The 15,754-nt window shown below is 70.1% G+C and carries 16 protein-coding genes; 15 read left to right on the forward strand and 1 reads right to left on the reverse strand.

Annotated features, from left to right (window positions below; genetic code table 11):
* From AC1DZC_RS02515 to nusB, 15 genes are all read left to right on the forward strand, one after another.
* Positions 1-413, forward strand: a 413-nt coding sequence (locus AC1DZC_RS02515; RefSeq protein ID WP_477042135.1) for a prepilin-type N-terminal cleavage/methylation domain-containing protein, incomplete at its 5' end; no start/stop codon positions are given.
* Positions 414-691: 278 nt separating this feature from the next.
* Positions 692-1,147, forward strand: a complete 456-nt coding sequence (locus AC1DZC_RS02520) for a prepilin-type N-terminal cleavage/methylation domain-containing protein (protein WP_477042136.1) — start codon at positions 692-694, stop codon at positions 1,145-1,147.
* A gap of 130 nt (positions 1,148-1,277) precedes the next feature.
* On the forward strand, positions 1,278-3,092 hold the full coding sequence (locus AC1DZC_RS02525; RefSeq protein ID WP_477042137.1) for an Ig-like domain-containing protein: 1,815 nt from the start codon (positions 1,278-1,280) through the stop codon (positions 3,090-3,092).
* Positions 3,089-3,769, forward strand: coding sequence for a hypothetical protein (locus AC1DZC_RS02530; protein ID WP_477042138.1), 681 nt, complete (start codon positions 3,089-3,091; stop codon positions 3,767-3,769). The genes AC1DZC_RS02525 and AC1DZC_RS02530 overlap by 4 nt, the downstream gene beginning before the upstream one ends.
* Complete coding sequence (locus tag AC1DZC_RS02535) at positions 3,769-5,337, forward strand: hypothetical protein (protein ID WP_477042139.1); 1,569 nt, start codon at positions 3,769-3,771, stop codon at positions 5,335-5,337. Before AC1DZC_RS02530 ends, AC1DZC_RS02535 begins: the two co-directional genes overlap by 1 nt.
* 14 nt (positions 5,338-5,351) lie before the next feature.
* A complete protein-coding gene (locus tag AC1DZC_RS02540) occupies positions 5,352-6,125 on the forward strand; it encodes a prepilin peptidase (protein WP_477042140.1) in 774 nt (257 codons plus the stop codon).
* Positions 6,126-6,221: 96 nt separating this feature from the next.
* Positions 6,222-7,289: a type IV pilus assembly protein PilM gene (gene pilM, locus AC1DZC_RS02545; protein ID WP_477042141.1), complete on the forward strand. Its 1,068-nt coding sequence runs from the start codon at positions 6,222-6,224 to the stop codon at positions 7,287-7,289.
* A complete protein-coding gene (locus AC1DZC_RS02550; RefSeq protein WP_477042142.1) occupies positions 7,286-7,990 on the forward strand; it encodes a PilN domain-containing protein in 705 nt (234 codons plus the stop codon). Before pilM ends, AC1DZC_RS02550 begins: the two co-directional genes overlap by 4 nt.
* Position 7,991: 1 nt before the next feature.
* Complete coding sequence (locus tag AC1DZC_RS02555; RefSeq protein ID WP_477042143.1) at positions 7,992-8,792, forward strand: hypothetical protein; 801 nt, start codon at positions 7,992-7,994, stop codon at positions 8,790-8,792.
* A gap of 121 nt (positions 8,793-8,913) precedes the next feature.
* The gene (gene aroC / locus AC1DZC_RS02560; RefSeq protein WP_477042144.1) at positions 8,914-10,104 is read left to right on the forward strand and encodes a chorismate synthase; all 1,191 of its coding nucleotides are present in this window, start codon (positions 8,914-8,916) and stop codon (positions 10,102-10,104) included.
* Entirely contained in the window at positions 10,101-10,676 is a 576-nt protein-coding gene (locus AC1DZC_RS02565; RefSeq protein WP_477039427.1) for a shikimate kinase, read from the forward strand. Before aroC ends, AC1DZC_RS02565 begins: the two co-directional genes overlap by 4 nt.
* Entirely contained in the window at positions 10,673-11,797 is a 1,125-nt protein-coding gene (gene aroB, locus AC1DZC_RS02570) for a 3-dehydroquinate synthase (RefSeq protein ID WP_477042145.1), read from the forward strand. The genes AC1DZC_RS02565 and aroB overlap by 4 nt, the downstream gene beginning before the upstream one ends.
* Positions 11,798-11,848: 51 nt before the next feature.
* Positions 11,849-12,289 (forward strand): type II 3-dehydroquinate dehydratase, encoded by a 441-nt coding sequence (gene aroQ, locus AC1DZC_RS02575; protein WP_477039425.1) that lies wholly within the window; start codon positions 11,849-11,851, stop codon positions 12,287-12,289.
* Positions 12,290-12,427: 138 nt separating this feature from the next.
* Positions 12,428-12,991 carry an elongation factor P gene (gene efp / locus AC1DZC_RS02580; RefSeq protein WP_477039424.1) on the forward strand — a complete coding sequence of 188 codons (564 nt, stop codon included), beginning with the start codon at positions 12,428-12,430 and terminating at the stop codon, positions 12,989-12,991.
* 1 nt (position 12,992) lies between these two features.
* Positions 12,993-13,409 carry a transcription antitermination factor NusB gene (gene nusB, locus AC1DZC_RS02585; RefSeq protein ID WP_477042146.1) on the forward strand — a complete coding sequence of 139 codons (417 nt, stop codon included), beginning with the start codon at positions 12,993-12,995 and terminating at the stop codon, positions 13,407-13,409.
* Positions 13,410-13,460: 51 nt separating this feature from the next.
* Here the strand turns inward: nusB and AC1DZC_RS02590 are convergent, their stop codons facing one another.
* Positions 13,461-15,674: a putative bifunctional diguanylate cyclase/phosphodiesterase gene (locus tag AC1DZC_RS02590; RefSeq protein WP_477042147.1), complete on the reverse strand. Its 2,214-nt coding sequence runs from the start codon at positions 15,672-15,674 to the stop codon at positions 13,461-13,463.
* Between the last annotated feature and the right edge of the window lie 80 nt (positions 15,675-15,754).

The raw sequence follows: 15,754 nt of genomic DNA on the forward strand, positions 1-15,754 counted from the left end.
GGCTTCACGCTGGCTTCACGCTCATCGAGCTCCTCGTCGTCATCATCATCATCGGCATCCTCGCCGCCATCGCCATCCCGGTCTTCCTGAACCAGCGCAAGAAGGCGGTCGACGCGTCGATCAAGTCCGACCTGCGCACGGTCGCCAACGAGCTCGAGACGGTCTACACGGACGACACGACCTACTACACGGTCTCGTCCGCCACGGCTGGCACGGCGGTCATCGCTTCGTCGCCGACGGTGAGCGTCACGCTCTCGGGCAAGAACAAGGTCGTCGGCACCCTGAACACCGAGAAGAACGCGTACTGCCTGGTGGGCACCGGCGACACCGGCAAGGCGACCCAGGACTGGGTCTACATGAGCAACAAGGGTGGCCTGCAGGCGAAGGCCGTCCAGGACTGCGCCGGCTTCTGATCTGACTGACGGCTGGTCTGGCGCGCCTTGCGCAGGCCGACCACCGACTCGACCGATGGCCATGTCCCCTCCGCGGGGCATGGCCATCGGTCGTCCTCGGCAACGGCCCGGACACACGCGAATCGCACATCTGGGCCGTTCGAGTGAACTGCCTTTATTGGCCCGGTCCGGCGCCTCAAGTCGGCGCCGTGGATGCCGAGAAACAACACATGCCAAGCCGCCTCGGCGGACGCACCTGATGCAGTCTTCGAATCGACACTGAAATGGGGAACGGTCGCATGATCGCTCGCGTTCGCAAGTCCATCGACGAGAAGGACCAGGGCTTCACGCTCATCGAGCTCCTCGTCGTCATCATCATCATCGGCATCCTCGCCGCCATCGCCATCCCGGTCTTCCTGAACCAGCGCAAGAAGGCGGTCGACGCGTCGATCAAGTCCGACCTGCGCACGGTCGCCAACGAGCTCGAGACGGTCTACACCGACGAGCAGGCCTACTACACGGTCTCCTCGACTGCCGACAGCGGCATCTCGACGATCAACGCCCCCACGACCGTGACCGTCACGCTCTCGGGGAAGAACACCGTCAGCGGCACCCTCAACACCGCCACCAACGCGTACTGCCTCGAAGGCAACGCGCCGACCGGCAAGGCCACGCAGCACTGGGTCTACATCAGCAGCAAGGGTGGCCTCCAGTCGAAGGCGACCACGGTCTGCCCGGCCGCCGGCACCTTCTGAGCCTGAACAGCTAGAAGCCACCAGCACTGCCCGGCTCACGGGACACCAGCATCACCTCAGGGCCGGGGACGGCAGCTCGCCGCCCCCGGCCCTGAGTTCGGACGAGAGGGAACCGATGACACCGCGGCGCATGCAGCGAGCGATCGAGCGAGGGTCCGACGCGGGCCTGACGCTGATCGAGGTGGTCGTTGCCCTCACCCTCCTCGGCGTCGTCGCCGCCGCCGCGTTGACGTTCTTCGTCCGCGGCATGCAGAGTGCCTCACACCTCCAGCGCAACCAGGCCGCCGTCACGGTGGCCAGCCAGGCCATGGAGAAGGTCCACGCCGTCTACCCGCGCCTCACGGGCGACGCCCCCGCCGTCAACGGCCTGATCCTCGGGCGGACTCAGACGGCGGTCAACGCCTCGTTCGCGGCCGCGAAGGCGACCGACGTCGCCGAGATGACCGGCGCATACGACACCGCCGCCGCGACCCGCCCCGGCGGCGCCGTGCTCCCCATCACGTACACGACCAAGGTCTCCAACGCCACGTACACCGTGACCACCCTCATCGGCACCTGCTTCCGCCCCAAGGCCGCGAGCGCGTCCGACCAGAACTGCACCAAGGCGGACCCCGGTCTGTCCGCCCAGCTCTTCCGCGTCACCGTCGTCGTGAGCTGGCTGCCCGGCAAGGCGACCGAGTGCAAGGGCTCGTCCTGCGAGTACCGGGTGTCCACCTTGGTCGATCCGACGGTCGACGCCAACTGGAACCTCACGGCCAAGCCCGTCGCGTACGACGACGAGAGCTCCACGGTCACGGGCTCGGTGGGCGATGTCTCCAACACCCTCGCGAACGACGTCTACGGCTTCATCACCGCCGGCGTGAACCCGACGACCATCACGCAGAACACGTCGTTCGGCACCGCGGTGGCGATCACGACCGGCACGGAGATCGGCCGGATCAAGTACACGCCGCCGACGAACGCGTCGGGCAAGACCACGATCAAGTACCGCCTGAAGGACGGCGCCGGCCGCACCTCGAACGAGGCGACCGTCACGTACAGCGTCCGGCCCAAGGCGAGCGCGCAGAGCCTGTCCATGGAGACGAACGCGACCGGCAGCTGGGCGCTGCCCGTCATCGGCACCGGCATGACCGCGACCATCACCGGCGGCACGGGCGGTGCCGCGGCGACCGTGAGCGGCACGACGCTGAACTACACGTCCACGTCGAGCCCCGGGACCGTGACGGTGAAGTACAAGGTCAAGGACTCGAGCGGGCTCGAGAGCGACGAGGCGACCATGACGATCGTCGTGAGCGTCCCCGCCAAGCCCGTCTCGCAGGACAAGGAGTTCGTCTTCAACGCGAGCCCCAGCGCCACGACCTACCCGATCGACATCGTCACTGCACTGGGCCTGTCCCCGAAGAGCGCCTACATCCTGACGCTCTCGAGCGGGTCGGCGACGCCGAGCAACGGCGGGTCCCCGAGCCTCAACGCGGCCAAGACCGACATCATCTGGACGATCTCCTCGAGCCAGCTGAACCAGGTGGGCGTGTTCACGTTCAAGTACACGATCAAGAAGGGCGTGAGCGCGGCGTCCGACGAGAAGACGATCACCGTCAAGATCAAGCCGATCGCTCAGCCCATCACGGCCGCCTCCGGCTTCACGTCGGGGCAGCCGGCCAAGGCGCTCACCTTGCCGTCCGGCGTCGTGCCGACGTCGTTCACGGGCATGACCTTCGTCCCGACGGCGCCCGTCTGCACCATCGGCGGCGGCGCGACCGTGACGGCACCGAACGTCGCGGTCGCCACAGGCAGTGCGACCGGGATGACGTTCAAGGCGCCGACCTGGAACAACGGCGACAAGACCGGCACCTGCACGTTCTCCTACACGATGACCTGGACGAACGGAGCCCTCACGGTGTCCTCTGACCCGGCCGCGGTCTCGATCACGGTGAACCGGCCGTGACCCGCTTCCGAGCAGCGCTGCGGCGCCGCACCAGCGAGTACGAGAGCGGCATGACCCTGGTCGAGCTGCTCGTCTCGATGGGCATCCTCACGGTGATCGTCGGGATCTTCATGGGCGGCGTCGTGGTCATGACGAAGGACACCTCGCGGGCGCAGGGCGTCAGCAACGCCGGAGACGCGGCCCGCAAGGTGTTCCAGCGCATGGACAAGGAGATCCGGTACTCGTCGAGCATCAACCGGCCGGGCGCCGGCGCGACGACCGGCACGTACTACGTCGAGTACCTGATCTCCGCGGTCGACGCCGGCCAGCAGCCGCTGTGCACCCAGTGGCGGTACACGGCCTCGACCCGCAAGCTCGACGTCCGCACCTGGCGCGTGCAGGCGACACCCGTCGTGTCGGCCTGGAACACGATGGCGATCAACGTGCGCAACGACCTGTCCGTCGTCAGCCAGCGCCCGTTCGTGTTCACGCCCGCAGGGAGCACCTACCAGAAGCAGCAGCTGAGGGTCTTCCTCGACATGGGCCCCGGCGCCGGCGCCACCTCCAAGGCCGGCGCGCAGCTGGACTCCTTCTTCATCGCTCGCAACACCAGTGGCTCCTCGCAGTCGAACGCCGAGTCGGCGTCCGTGCCTGGTCAGAGCGCCAACCCTGTCTGCTCCGGGCCCGGGAGGCCGTGATGTCGATCCGCACCCTTCTCGAGCGTCGCCGTGCCGCTGAGGCGGGTGACGAGGGCGTGGCCATGCTCACCGTGATCATGCTCATCATGGTGATGAGCGCGTTGAGCGTGCTGCTGCTCGGGGTCATCGTCGCGCAGGTCAAGCCGACGATGTTCGCCGACAAGAACACCCGGACGGTCTTCGCTGCGGAGACCGGCATCGACTCGGCGCTCAGCCAGATCCGCTCGGCCCTCGGGCCCGTCGACATCGACGGCAACATCTACGGCGCCCCGACGAAGCTGCCCTGCACCGTCCAGGGCAAGGTGAACGGGTCGACGAGCACCCTGACGTACTCGGTCAACGTCTCGTACTTCGACCAGGACCCCACCGGGACGACGGACGCATGGCGCGCCGCGAACAAGCTGATCTGCACGCCGGGGACGGGCGTGACCATCTCGCCGAGCTTCGCCATCCTCTCGGCGTCGGGGCTCGACGCGGGTGTGTCCGGACTGGCCACCACGGCGGGCGATCGGCTCCTCGAGACGATGTACACGTTCAAGGTGACGCACAACAACATCGAGGGCGGCACGATCTACGCGTTCGGTGACAAGCACTGCCTGCAGGCGACCGGACAGGTGATCGGCTCGACCGTCACCTACGTCGACTCGGCCCAGTGCGGAAACGACGACCCTCGCCAGCTGTGGACCTACGGCACCGACTACGCGATCCACCTGTCCGTCACGGACCTGGGAGCGACGCCGCTGTGCCTCACCGGCAACTCGGGCGGCGGCGGCGGCGTCATCGTCACACTCACCCAGTGCGTCGCGGGGAGCACCAACCAGATGTTCAGCTGGCGCGGTGGCGCGCAGTGGGAGGGGCAGAACGCCGCGAACACGAACTACTCGGGCTACTGCATCAACTCGGGAAGCACCTACAGCGACGCCGACCTCATCGGCAAGACGCTGAAGTACGGCGGCTGCCTGACCGGCAACACGGCCTACGCGGCCTTCGACCCCGACCCCCGTGTGGGTGCCGGCGCCGCCAGCAAGGCCACCCAGCAGATCGTCAACACGCTCGAGTTCGGCCGCTGCATGGACGTCACCGGCGAGAAGGTCATCGAGCTGTTCATGATCGACTACCCCTGCAAGCAGGACCCGAGCGGTGGCTCGAAGCTCAACTGGAACCACAAGTGGAGCTACACCGAGCCCCCGGGGCTCCTCGGCACGCAGACCGGTCAGCAGATCTCCGTGGTGAACGGCAACTCGGACACCGCAAAGGGCATCCCCGGGGCGAAGTACTGCCTCAAGACCCCGTCCCTGACCGCGAACCCCGCCTACGTCACCTTCGTGACGCCCTGCTCGACGGCGGCGGACCAGAAGTGGACCCGCACCGCGGACACCGGCGTGTACACGAGCAGCTGGACGTTCACGGACCAGTACGGTCGGTGCATCAGCCTCGGCGACAAGCTGGACAGCTCGTGGTCCAAGCTGATCATGGTCACCTGCACCGGCGGACCCGAGCAGAAGTGGAACGCTCCGGTCGTGGACAAGGACGCCGGGTTGAGCGACTACAAGGAGCTGAAGAACTGAGTGCCTTCGACGACGTGACGGTCGCAGTCCTCTGCGGCGTCCTCGGGCTCCTCGTCGGTTCCTTCCTGAACGTCGTGATCTGGCGCGTCCCGCGGGGCGAGTCGATCGTCTCGCCGCCGAGCGCCTGCCCGCGGTGCGGCGCCCAGATCCGTGCACGCGACAACGTCCCGGTGCTGTCCTGGCTGATCCTGCGGGGACGGTGCCGCGACTGCGGCGCACCCATCTCGGCGCGCTACCCGCTGGTCGAGGCCGCCACCGGCGTGCTGTTCGCGGCAGTCGGCTGGTGGGCGGGGTTCTCGGCGGAGCTACCCGCGTTCCTGTACCTGGCGGCGATCGGCGTCGCGCTGACGATGATCGACCTCGACACCAACCGACTTCCCAACGCGATCGTCCTGCCGTCGTACCCGGTCGCCCTGGTGCTGCTCGCCGTCGCGAGCTGGGCGAACGACGACTGGGTCGCGCTCGGCCGGGGAGCGATCGGTGCCGCCGCCCTGTACGCGTTCTACTTCGGCCTCATGGTGCTGCGGCCCGGGGGCATGGGCTTCGGGGACGTCAAGCTCGCCGGGGTGCTCGGCCTCTACCTCGGCTGGCTCGGCTGGTCCTCGCTCGTCGTGGGTGCGTTCGCCGCCTTCCTCGTCGGCGGCATCGTGTCGATCGTCCTGCTCCTGAGCCGGAGGGCGACGCGCAAGTCACGGATCCCGTTCGGTCCGTACATGCTGATCGGCGCGGGCATCGGCATCGTCGCGGGCGAAGCCCTCGGCTCGGCGTACCTCTCGCTCCTGGGCTGAGACCCGACGATCCGAGAGCGGCGAATCGCTCAAGTCGTCCGTGCCGTGACCCGATACCGGTAGAAGCACAGCAGTGCTTACCGGAAGGGGTAGAGCGTGGCTAAGACGCGGGTCATCGGGCTCGACATAGGCACGACCGCCGTACGTGCGGCACAGCTGGAGTTCGGCGCAGGCGGACCGGGAGGAAAGACTGCGCCCACCCTCGTGCGGTTCGGCGAGGTGGCGCTCCCGCTGGGCGCCGTCCGCGACGGTGAGGTCGCCGACCAGGCAACCGTCACGCAGGCGATCAAGCAGCTGTGGGCGACGGCCAAGTTCGACTCGAAGGAAGTCGTCATCGGCGTCGGGAACCAGCGCGTCGTCGTCCGCGACCTGTCGCTGCCCTACATGCCGCTGGCTCAGCTGCGCTCGTCGCTGCCGTTCCAGGTCCAGGAGCTCCTGCCCATGGCGGCGGACGAGGCTCTGCTCGACTTCTACCCGACCGGCGAAGGCATGAGCGAGCAGGGGCGGATCGTCAACGGCCTGCTCGTCGCCGCCGTGCGGGACACGGTCACGGCGAACGTCATGGCCGTGGAGTCGGCGGGCCTGCGCGCCACGATGGTCGATCTCAACGCGTTCGCGCTCCTGCGTGGCATCGCCCGTGGCGAGCTCGCGCAGCGCACGGTCGCACTGGTCGACATCGGTGCGCGCGTCACGGACGTCACGATCGTCGCGCACGGTGTCCCGCAGTTCGTCCGGACGCTGCCGAACGGCGGCCAGGACGCGACGGACACGATCGCGCGCGGCATGAACATCTCGGGGCTCGAGGCCGAGGCGCTCAAGCGGCAGATCGGCGTCGGCTTCGCCGTCGGCCCCGAGCTCCAGGAGGCCAGCGACGCCCTGGCAACCGTGACCCGCAATCTCATCGAGGCCGTGCGGAACACATTCGTCTACTACTCGACCAACAATCCCGGTGCCGGCATCGACGTCGTCGTGCTGACTGGGGGAGGGTCGCACCTGCCGGGTCTCGGCCAGTACCTGTCGAGCGCGAGCCGCCTGCCGGTCACCCTCGGAGACCCCCTGTCCACGATCTCGGTCGCCCGCACGGCCGGTGGCCGTGAGGCCTTCGCCGGTCGCGAGTCGCTCATGGCACTGCCCGTGGGCCTGGCATACGGAGTCGCAGCATGAGCCTCACCATGACCAAGGCGACCAAGGCGCCGTCGCGCGCCTCCGGGCCCGGCCTCGGAGCCTCGTCGCTGCCCCAGGTCAACCTCCTGCCGCCCGAGGTCCGCGCCGCGCGGGGTCTCGTCAACGTCAAGCGCTGGCTGGCGATCGCCCTGGTGATCGTCGTCGTCGCGATCGGCCTGGTCTACGTGCTCGCGATGCTCGCGAGGAACTCCGCCGAGAACACGCTCGCCACCGAGCAGGCGCGTACCGCCGAGCTCCAGACGGAGGTCGCCAAGTACGACGAGGTGCCGCGTGTCCTGGCCAACCTCGCGCGGACCAAGGACGCCCTCCAGCTCGGCACCTCGACCGAGATCCAGTGGAAGTCCTACCTGGACGCGATCACCGCCGTGCTGCCCGAGGGCGTGAGCATCGACTCGTTCATCGTGTCGCAGACCACGCCCTGGATGGCCGCGGTCGGGCCGCAGGACCCGCTGGTGACGCCGGGCGTCGCGAACATCTCGTTCACGGTGCGTGCGACCACGCTGCCCAACACGGCGGCCTGGCTCGACGCGCTCGACGCTATCCCGAACCTCTCGAGCCCGACGCTGTCCATGGCGTCCCTGACCGCCGAGACGGGCGAGCCCTACTTCGCGATCACCACGAACGTCCAGGTCGACGCGACCGCGGTCGTGCCCCGCTTCGCCGACCCCGAGGAGGGCTGACATGACCGGCTCCAAGAGTGCCCCGTGGATCGCTGGCACCGTCATCGTCTCGCTGCTGCTCGTCGTGGGGGCGTGGTTCCTGCTGATCTCGCCCGTCACCACGGCGACGGCCGAGGCCAACGAGCAGGTCGAGACCACGGCGCAGCAGAACGAGATGCTGCAGACCCAGGTCGCCCAGCTCAAGGAGCAGTCGCTCAAGCTGGACGACTACAAGTCCGAGCTGGCGGGGCTGCAGCAGCGCGTCCCGCCGGTCAGCGCCATCGCGGACTTCAACCGCCAGGTCTCCGCTCTGGCCGCGACCTACTCGGTCACGATCATGTCGGTGTCGATGTCGCCGTCCCAGACGGTCGTGCCCCTGGTCCCGGTCGCCCCGGCGACGGACCCGGCCACGACCGACCCTGCGACGACCGATACGGCTGCTCCTGCTGAGGGGACAACGGCGGAGGACGGCACGGTTACGCCGGCAGCCCCTGCCGGCGTGGCGGGCTTCTACCAGATCGCGGTGTCCATGGACGTGATCGGGTCCTACGCCAACGTGGAGGCCTTCCTCAACGACCTTCAGGTCGGCACTGGTCGACTCTTCGTCGTCTCGGCGCTCACGGCCACGGGCCAGGTCGACACCGAGGCGGGCGGTGGTCGCCCGGCGACGACTGTCGGCGACCTCGAGCTGATCATCGCCGGCTCTGTGCTGGTCCTGCAGGACACCAACGCGGCGCCCGTCGCTCCCGTCGACCCGGATGCGGCACCGCCCGCGCTGCCGGTCCCGCCGGCCGACAAGAACCCGCTGGTCCCGGTCGCGTAGCATCAGCGACCAGCACTGACGACGGCGCTGCAGACCCCTCGTCTGCGGCGCCGTCGTCGTTGCGCGCCCACTGGTCGGATCGCTGCCCGGAGCGCCCGCCGACCGTGGGAGGATCCGTGGCATGTTGCGTTGGTTGACCTCCGGTGAGTCCCACGGCCCGGCGCTCGTCGGCATCCTCGAAGGGCTCCCCGCTGACGTCGAGGTGCAGAGCTCCGACATCCAGGAGGCGCTCGCGCGCCGCCGCCTCGGCTACGGCCGCGGGGCTCGGATGAAGTTCGAGCAGGACGCGGTGCGGTTGCTGGGCGGTGTCCGGCACGGCCGGACGCAGGGCGGCCCGGTCGCGATCGAGATCGGGAACACGGAGTGGCCCAAGTGGGTCGACGTCATGGCGTCGGACCCGGTGGACGACGCCGACGTCCTGAACCGCGCGCGCAACGCGCCCCTCACGCGGCCGCGGCCCGGCCACGCCGACCTGGTCGGCATGCGCAAGTACGGATTCGACGACGCGCGCCCGGTGCTCGAGCGCGCGAGCGCCCGCGAGACCGCCACGCGCGTGGCCCTAGGCACGGTGGCCGCCCGGTTCCTCGAGCAGTCGGCGGGCATCCGCCTCGTCTCGCACGTCGTGTCGATCGGTCCCGTCTCCGTCCCGGAGGGCGCCGACCTGCCCACGCCCGACGACCTGGTCGCGCTCGACGCCGACCCGGTGCGCTGCTTCGACGCCGCGTCGTCGGCCGCGATGGTCGAGGAGATCGACCAGTGCCATAAGGACGGCGACACCCTCGGCGGCGTTGTCGAGGTCCTGGTCTACGGGCTGCCGTCGGGCCTCGGGTCCTACGTGCACGCCGACCGCAAGCTCGACGGCCGGCTGGCGGCCGCGCTCATGGGCATCCAGGCCATCAAGGGCGTCGAGGTGGGTGACGGCTTCCGCACCGCGGCGCGCCGAGGCTCGCAGGCGCACGACGAGATCGAGCGCGACGCGTCCGGCGTCATCGCGCGGCGTACCAACCGCGCGGGCGGCATCGAGGGCGGGATGTCGAACGGCGAGACCCTGCGTGTCCGCGCCGCGATGAAGCCCATCTCGACGGTGCCGCGTGCTCTGGACACGGTCGACACCGCCACGGGGGAGGCGACCAAGGCGCAGCACCAGCGCTCGGACGTGTGCGCGGTGCCCCCCGCCGCGGTCGTGGCCGAGGCGATGGTCGCGCTCGTGATCGCCGACGCCCTCCTCGAGAAGACCGGCGGCGACTCTGTCGCCGAGGTCCGGCGCAACCTGGACGCGTACGTCGCCTCGATCCCGGACCTGCTCGCGTGAGCGCTGTGCCCGACGGTCCGCGGATCGTGCTCGTCGGCCCGCCGGGATCGGGGAAGTCGACCGTCGGCCTCGCCCTCGGCGAGCGCTGGCAGCTCGCCGTGCGGGACACCGACGCCGACGTCGAGACGGTGGCCGGCAAGCGGATCGCCGACATCTTCGTCGAGGACGGGGAGCCGCGGTTCCGGGAGCTGGAGACCGCCGCCGTCGCTGCGGCGCTCGCCGAGCACGAGGGCGTCCTCGCCCTGGGCGGGGGAGCGGTCCTCGACCCGCGCACGCAGGACGCGCTGGACGGCTACCGGTCGGGCGGGGGAGTCGTGGTGTTCCTGGACGTCTCGCTGGCGTTCGCGGCACCCCGGGTCGGCTTCAACACCTCTCGGCCGCTGCTCCTGGGCAATCCGCGCGCACAGTGGCAGGCCCTGATGGAGGCGCGCCGCCCGGTGTATGAGGCGGTGTCGACGTTGCACGTCCTGACCGACGGCCTGCGACCCGCCGACGTGGCGGAACGGATCGAGCTCCAGCTGGCCGACCTGCGTACCGGGCAGGCGCCCCAGGCGGACGAGGAGTCCTCATGACCGAGCCCGTGACCGTGCGGGTGCACGGCGACCAGCCCTACGACGTACTGATCGGGCACCACCTCCTCGGAGCCCTGCCGGGTCTGCTCGGCACCGGCGTGCGCCGCGTGCTCGTCGTGCACCCGGCGGCCCTCGCCGCGACCGCCGACGTCATCCGTGAGGAGCTGCTCACCCACGGGTACGAGGCCTTCATCGCCGAGGTGCCGGACGCGGAAGAGGCCAAGACCGCGCAGGTCGCGGCGTTCCTGTGGCAGGTGCTGGGCCAGGCGGACTTCACGCGGACCGACGCGATCGTCGCGGTCGGTGGCGGGGCGACGACGGACCTCGGCGGGTTCGTGGCGGCGACGTGGCTGCGCGGCATCCGCGTCGTCCAGGTGCCGACGACGGTGCTCGCGATGGTCGACGCGGCCGTCGGCGGCAAGACGGGGATCAACACCGCCGAGGGCAAGAACCTCGTCGGCGCGTTCCACCCGCCCGTCGGCGTCCTGTGCGACCTCGCGGCGCTCGCATCGATGCCCAAGCACGACTTCGTCGCCGGACTTGCCGAGGTCGTCAAGTGCGGGTTCATCGCCGACCCCCGGATCCTCGAGCTGGTCGAGCAGAACGTCGAGCTCCTGCAGGACCCGGCGGCCGCGGCTGCGTCGCCCGTGCTGCTCGAGCTGATCGAGCGGTCGGTGCAGGTGAAGGCGGACGTCGTCGGCGAGGACCTCAAGGAGGCCGGCCTGCGCGAGATCCTCAACTACGGCCACACCTTCGGGCACGCGGTCGAGCACGTCGAGCGGTTCCAGTGGCGCCACGGTGCCGCCGTCTCGGTCGGCATGGTGTTCGTCGCCGAGCTCGCGCGGCTGGCCGGGCGCCTGTCCGACGAGGTCGTCGACCGTCACCGTTCGGTCCTGACGTCGCTCGGGCTGCCCGTGTCCTACCGCGGCGACCGGTGGGAACAGCTGATGTCCGCCATGCGCCGCGACAAGAAGACCCGGGGCGACCTGCTGCGCTTCGTGGTGCTCGAGGACATCGGCAAGCCGGTCCGTCTCGAAGGCCCTGACCCCACCCTGCTCGCCGCGGCCTACGCCGAGGTGAGCGAGGGTGCGGCCCCGCCGTCGCGCCTCGTCTCGCTCTGACGCGCGCGTGGTGCCCGGGCGTCAGGCTCCCCGTCGCCTAGGCTTCGCGGCATGGCGCGTGTGCTGGTCCTGAACGGACCCAACCTCGGTCGGCTCGGCGTCCGAGAGCCGGAGATCTACGGCTCGGACTCCCACGCCGACCTGGTCGCTGCCGTCGAGCTCTGGGCGAAGGAGCTGGACCTGGAGGTCGAGGTTCGCCAGACCGACGACGAGTCCACGCTCGTCGGCTGGTTGCACGAGGCCGTCGACGCCCGGGCGCACGTGGTGCTCAACCCCGCCGCCTTCACGCACTACTCGTACGCGTTGCGCGACTCTGCCGCGCAGGTCACGACCGCGGGCCTCGTGCTCGTCGAGGTGCACCTGTCCAACCCGTACGCACGCGAGACCTTCCGACACGTCTCGGTGATCGGTCCCGTCGCGACCGGGACGATCGCAGGCTTCGGCCCGCTCGGGTACCGGCTGGCGCTCGAGGCGGTCGCCGCCCGCCTCTGACGGGTCGTCGGGGCGCCTGCGAGCGCAGGATAGGATGGTCGGCGGTCTGCGACCGATCACGGGTGCGCGCCTCGCGGCGTGGGTGTCCGATCGGACCGCGGAGACAGCTCCCCATCACTCGACAGGAAAGCGACGATCGTGGCGACCACCAACGACCTGAAGAACGGCACCGTGCTGAAGATCGACGGCCAGCTGTGGACCGTCATCGAGTTCCAGCACGTCAAGCCCGGCAAGGGTGGCGCCTTCGTCCGCACCAAGCTGAAGAACGTCCTGTCCGGCAAGGTCGTTGACCGCACGTTCAACGCCGGCCTGAAGGTCGAGACTGCCAACGTCGACAAGCGCGACATGCAGTACCTGTACAAGGACGGCAGCGACTTCGTGTTCATGGACACGGACACGTACGACCAGATCAACATCCCCGAGGCCACGGTGGGCGACGTCGCCAACTTCCTCCTCGAGAGCCAGAGCGCGATGGTCGCGACGAACGAGGGTGCGCCCCTGTACGTCGAGCTCCCGCCGTCGGTCGTCCTCGAGGTCACGTACACCGAGCCGGGCCTGCAGGGCGACCGCTCCTCGGCCGGCACGAAGCCCGCCACGCTCGAGACCGGCTACGAGATCCAGGTGCCGCTGTTCCTCGAGGCGAACACGAAGGTCAAGGTGGACACCCGCGACGGGAGCTACCTCGGCCGTGTGAACGACTGAGGTGGGTGCTCGAACCAAGGCACGCAAGCGCGCGCTGGACGTCCTGTTCGAGGCGGACCAGCGGGGCGTCGATCCGGTGAGCCTGCTCGCGCAGCGCATCGCCGAGCCGGGCACCGAGGCGTCCCTGCCGCAGTACTCCGTCGACCTGGTCGAGGGCGTGATCGCGGAGCAGGGCCGCATCGACGAGCTGCTGGCCACGCACGCGCACGGCTGGACCGTCGACCGGATGCCGGCCGTCGACCGCGCGCTGCTGCGGATCGGCACGTGGGAGATCCTCTACAACGACGACGTCCCGGACGCGGTCGCGGTCGACGAGGCCGTCGAGCTCGCGCGGTCGCTGTCCACGGACGAGTCGCCGACGTTCGTCAACGGCCTGCTCGGCCGGATCGTCGACCTGAAGCCGACGCTGCTCGCCTGACGCACGCACGACGAAGGGCCGCCCGTGGTGGGCGGCCCTTCGTCGTACCGGTCAGACGCTGCGCTGGATAGCGGCGAGCGAACCCTCGCGGGGACCCTGCGTCGGGACCGCGCGCAGCGACCGCGGCTGGGGGACCACCGGGATGGTGCCCGTGGTGGGGCGCGGACCGCGGACGGGGAGCCCGGGGGCGGCGCGGCCGAGGAAGTTGCCCTGGACGCGCGTGACGCCCATCGCGATGAGAGCCGTGAGCTGGTCGGGCGTCTCGACGCCCTCGGCGACGACGTCGAGCCCGTGGGTCTGCGCGAGCGCGACGATCGCGCGCACCACGCCCTGACCGCGCTCGGTGGACATGTCGCGGACGAAGGACCGGTCGATCTTCAGCTGGTCGACGGGCAGCCGAGCGATCCGGGCCAGCGAGCTGTAGCCGGTGCCGAAGTCGTCGACGGCGATCTGGGCGCCGCGGGCGCGGAGCTCGGACAGCACGGGCACCGCGGACGTGGTGTGGACCAGCGCGCTCTCGGTGATCTCGAGCGTCAGGTGCTCCCAGAACGCGTCGCCCCAGGCCGTCTCGATCTGCGCGAGCGCGTCGGGCTCGGCGAGCTGGCGGGCCGCGATGTTCACGGCGACGGGCATCTGGAAGCGCTCGAGCGCCTGCCGGGCCTGGCTGAGCACCGACAGGCCGATCGGCACGATGAGGCCGGTCTCCTCGGCGAGGTCGAGCCAGTCGGCCGGCAGGATCAGGTGGCCGTGGTGGTCCCAGCGGGCGAGCGCCTCGACCTGGACGATCTCGAGGGTCTGGGCGTCGACGATCGGCTGGAAGTACGCCGTGAAGTGCCCGCCGGTGACGGCAGTCTCCAGGGCGGCGCGCTGCTGGCGCTCGGCCTCGACGCGGCGGCGCAGGACCCGGTCGAAGACCCGGAAGCCCGAGTGGGTGCGCTTGGCCTCGAGCATCGCCGTGTCGGCGTGCCGGACGAGCGCGTCGGCGTCGACGATGTCGCCGGGCAGCCAGGTGGCCACGCCGACCGTGAGCCGCGCGGGGCGGCTGCCCACGGTGCGGTCGAGGAAGCCCTCGCGCAGCGACCGGGCCAGGGCGACCAGGTCGACGTCGGAGGGCGCACGGGACAGGACCACGACGAACTCGTCGCCACCGAACCGGCCGACGTAGGCCTCGCGGTCGGCCATGGCGGACCGAAGGTAGTCGGCGACCCGCACCAGGAGGGCGTCGCCGCTCGCGTGCCCGAGCGCGTCGTTCACGCGCTTGAAGCCGTCGAGGTCGCAGTAGATCAGGGAGACGCGGGTGCGCTCGACGTTGGCCTGGTCGAGCACGTCGCCCAGGTGACGCTCGACCGAGCGGCGGTTGGGCAGCCGGGTCAGGGAGTCCGCGAAAGCGGTGGAGTGCAGCCGCTCGGCGAGCTGGTAGCGCTCGGCGGCCGCGGAGACGATCTGGGCCAGGTCGATCATGAACGCGCGGGCCTGCGGAGCGTGGTCGACCTTCTCGGCGCTGAACAGCTCGGTGACGAAGCGGTCGCGCGCGATGGGTCGCAGCGAGGCCTCGATGCTCGGGTCGGCCAGGACCGTCCGGGCCTCGTCGCGCGCGGTGACCAGGAGGGTGTCGGCGTCCTTGACGAACCAGGCGGCGTTCGAGAGCCGGGCGACCGCGTCGCGCATGAGGTGCTGCAGCGCGGCACTGTCCTGGGCCTCCCGGATGCGGCTGAGCGCGACGACCTCGAGCGCGACGGCGAGCGGGATCGCCCAGAGCGCCGCGAAGATCCCGCCGAGCCCGCGGTCGGGCGTGAGGACCCCGGCGGTGAAGATCGCGAGCGACTCGGCGCCGGCGAGGACGAGCAGCGACCCGAACCGCGTGAGCCGCGTGCGGCCGACGGCGAGGACCACGTAGGTGATCACCACGATCGTCGGGACGAGAAGGAGCGCCTCGCTCAGACCGACCGGGTCGAGGTTCCCTGGGAGCAGGCTGTCGGGCACCCACCAGACCATCGCCCGGATCGCGAAGAGGCCGCCCGCGGCCCACACCCACGGTCCGACCGGCGGCCCACCGGCGATCGCCCGGGTCGCGGGGATCGCGATGAGGATGAATGCCGCGACGAGCTGCGCGTGGAGGTACACCAGGACGTCCTGGAACGCGCCCGGTGGCGTCAGGGCGAAGAGCCCTCCCACGGCGAGGACCAGGGACATGTCGAGGGACCAGGCGAACGACCACGCCGCACTCGCGGGACGTTCCCCGCGCCACCAGACCCACTGCAGCACACAGAAGCCACCCACGACCCCCGCAGCGAGAAGCTGCAGGACGGTGACCCATGTCGGTACGGAAGCCAGCACGTTTGGGA

The sequence above is a fragment of the Cellulomonas sp. P2_B4 genome (genome assembly GCF_056404795.1).

Bases quoted from the DNA above. Each gene is read 5' to 3' on its own strand.
- AC1DZC_RS02550 (WP_477042142.1), top strand. From the start codon at position 7,286: ATGAGCCTCACCATGACCAAGGCGACCAAGGCGCCGTCGCGCGCCTCC.
- AC1DZC_RS02525 (WP_477042137.1), top strand. From the start codon at position 1,278: ATGCAGCGAGCGATCGAGCGAGGGTCCGACGCGGGCCTGACGCTGATC.
- aroQ (WP_477039425.1), top strand. From the start codon at position 11,849: ATGGCGCGTGTGCTGGTCCTGAACGGACCCAACCTCGGTCGGCTCGGC.
- aroC (WP_477042144.1), top strand. From the start codon at position 8,914: ATGTTGCGTTGGTTGACCTCCGGTGAGTCCCACGGCCCGGCGCTCGTC.
- AC1DZC_RS02535 (WP_477042139.1), top strand. From the start codon at position 3,769: ATGTCGATCCGCACCCTTCTCGAGCGTCGCCGTGCCGCTGAGGCGGGT.
- aroB (WP_477042145.1), top strand. From the start codon at position 10,673: ATGACCGAGCCCGTGACCGTGCGGGTGCACGGCGACCAGCCCTACGAC.
- AC1DZC_RS02520 (WP_477042136.1), top strand. From the start codon at position 692: ATGATCGCTCGCGTTCGCAAGTCCATCGACGAGAAGGACCAGGGCTTC.
- AC1DZC_RS02555 (WP_477042143.1), top strand. From the start codon at position 7,992: ATGACCGGCTCCAAGAGTGCCCCGTGGATCGCTGGCACCGTCATCGTC.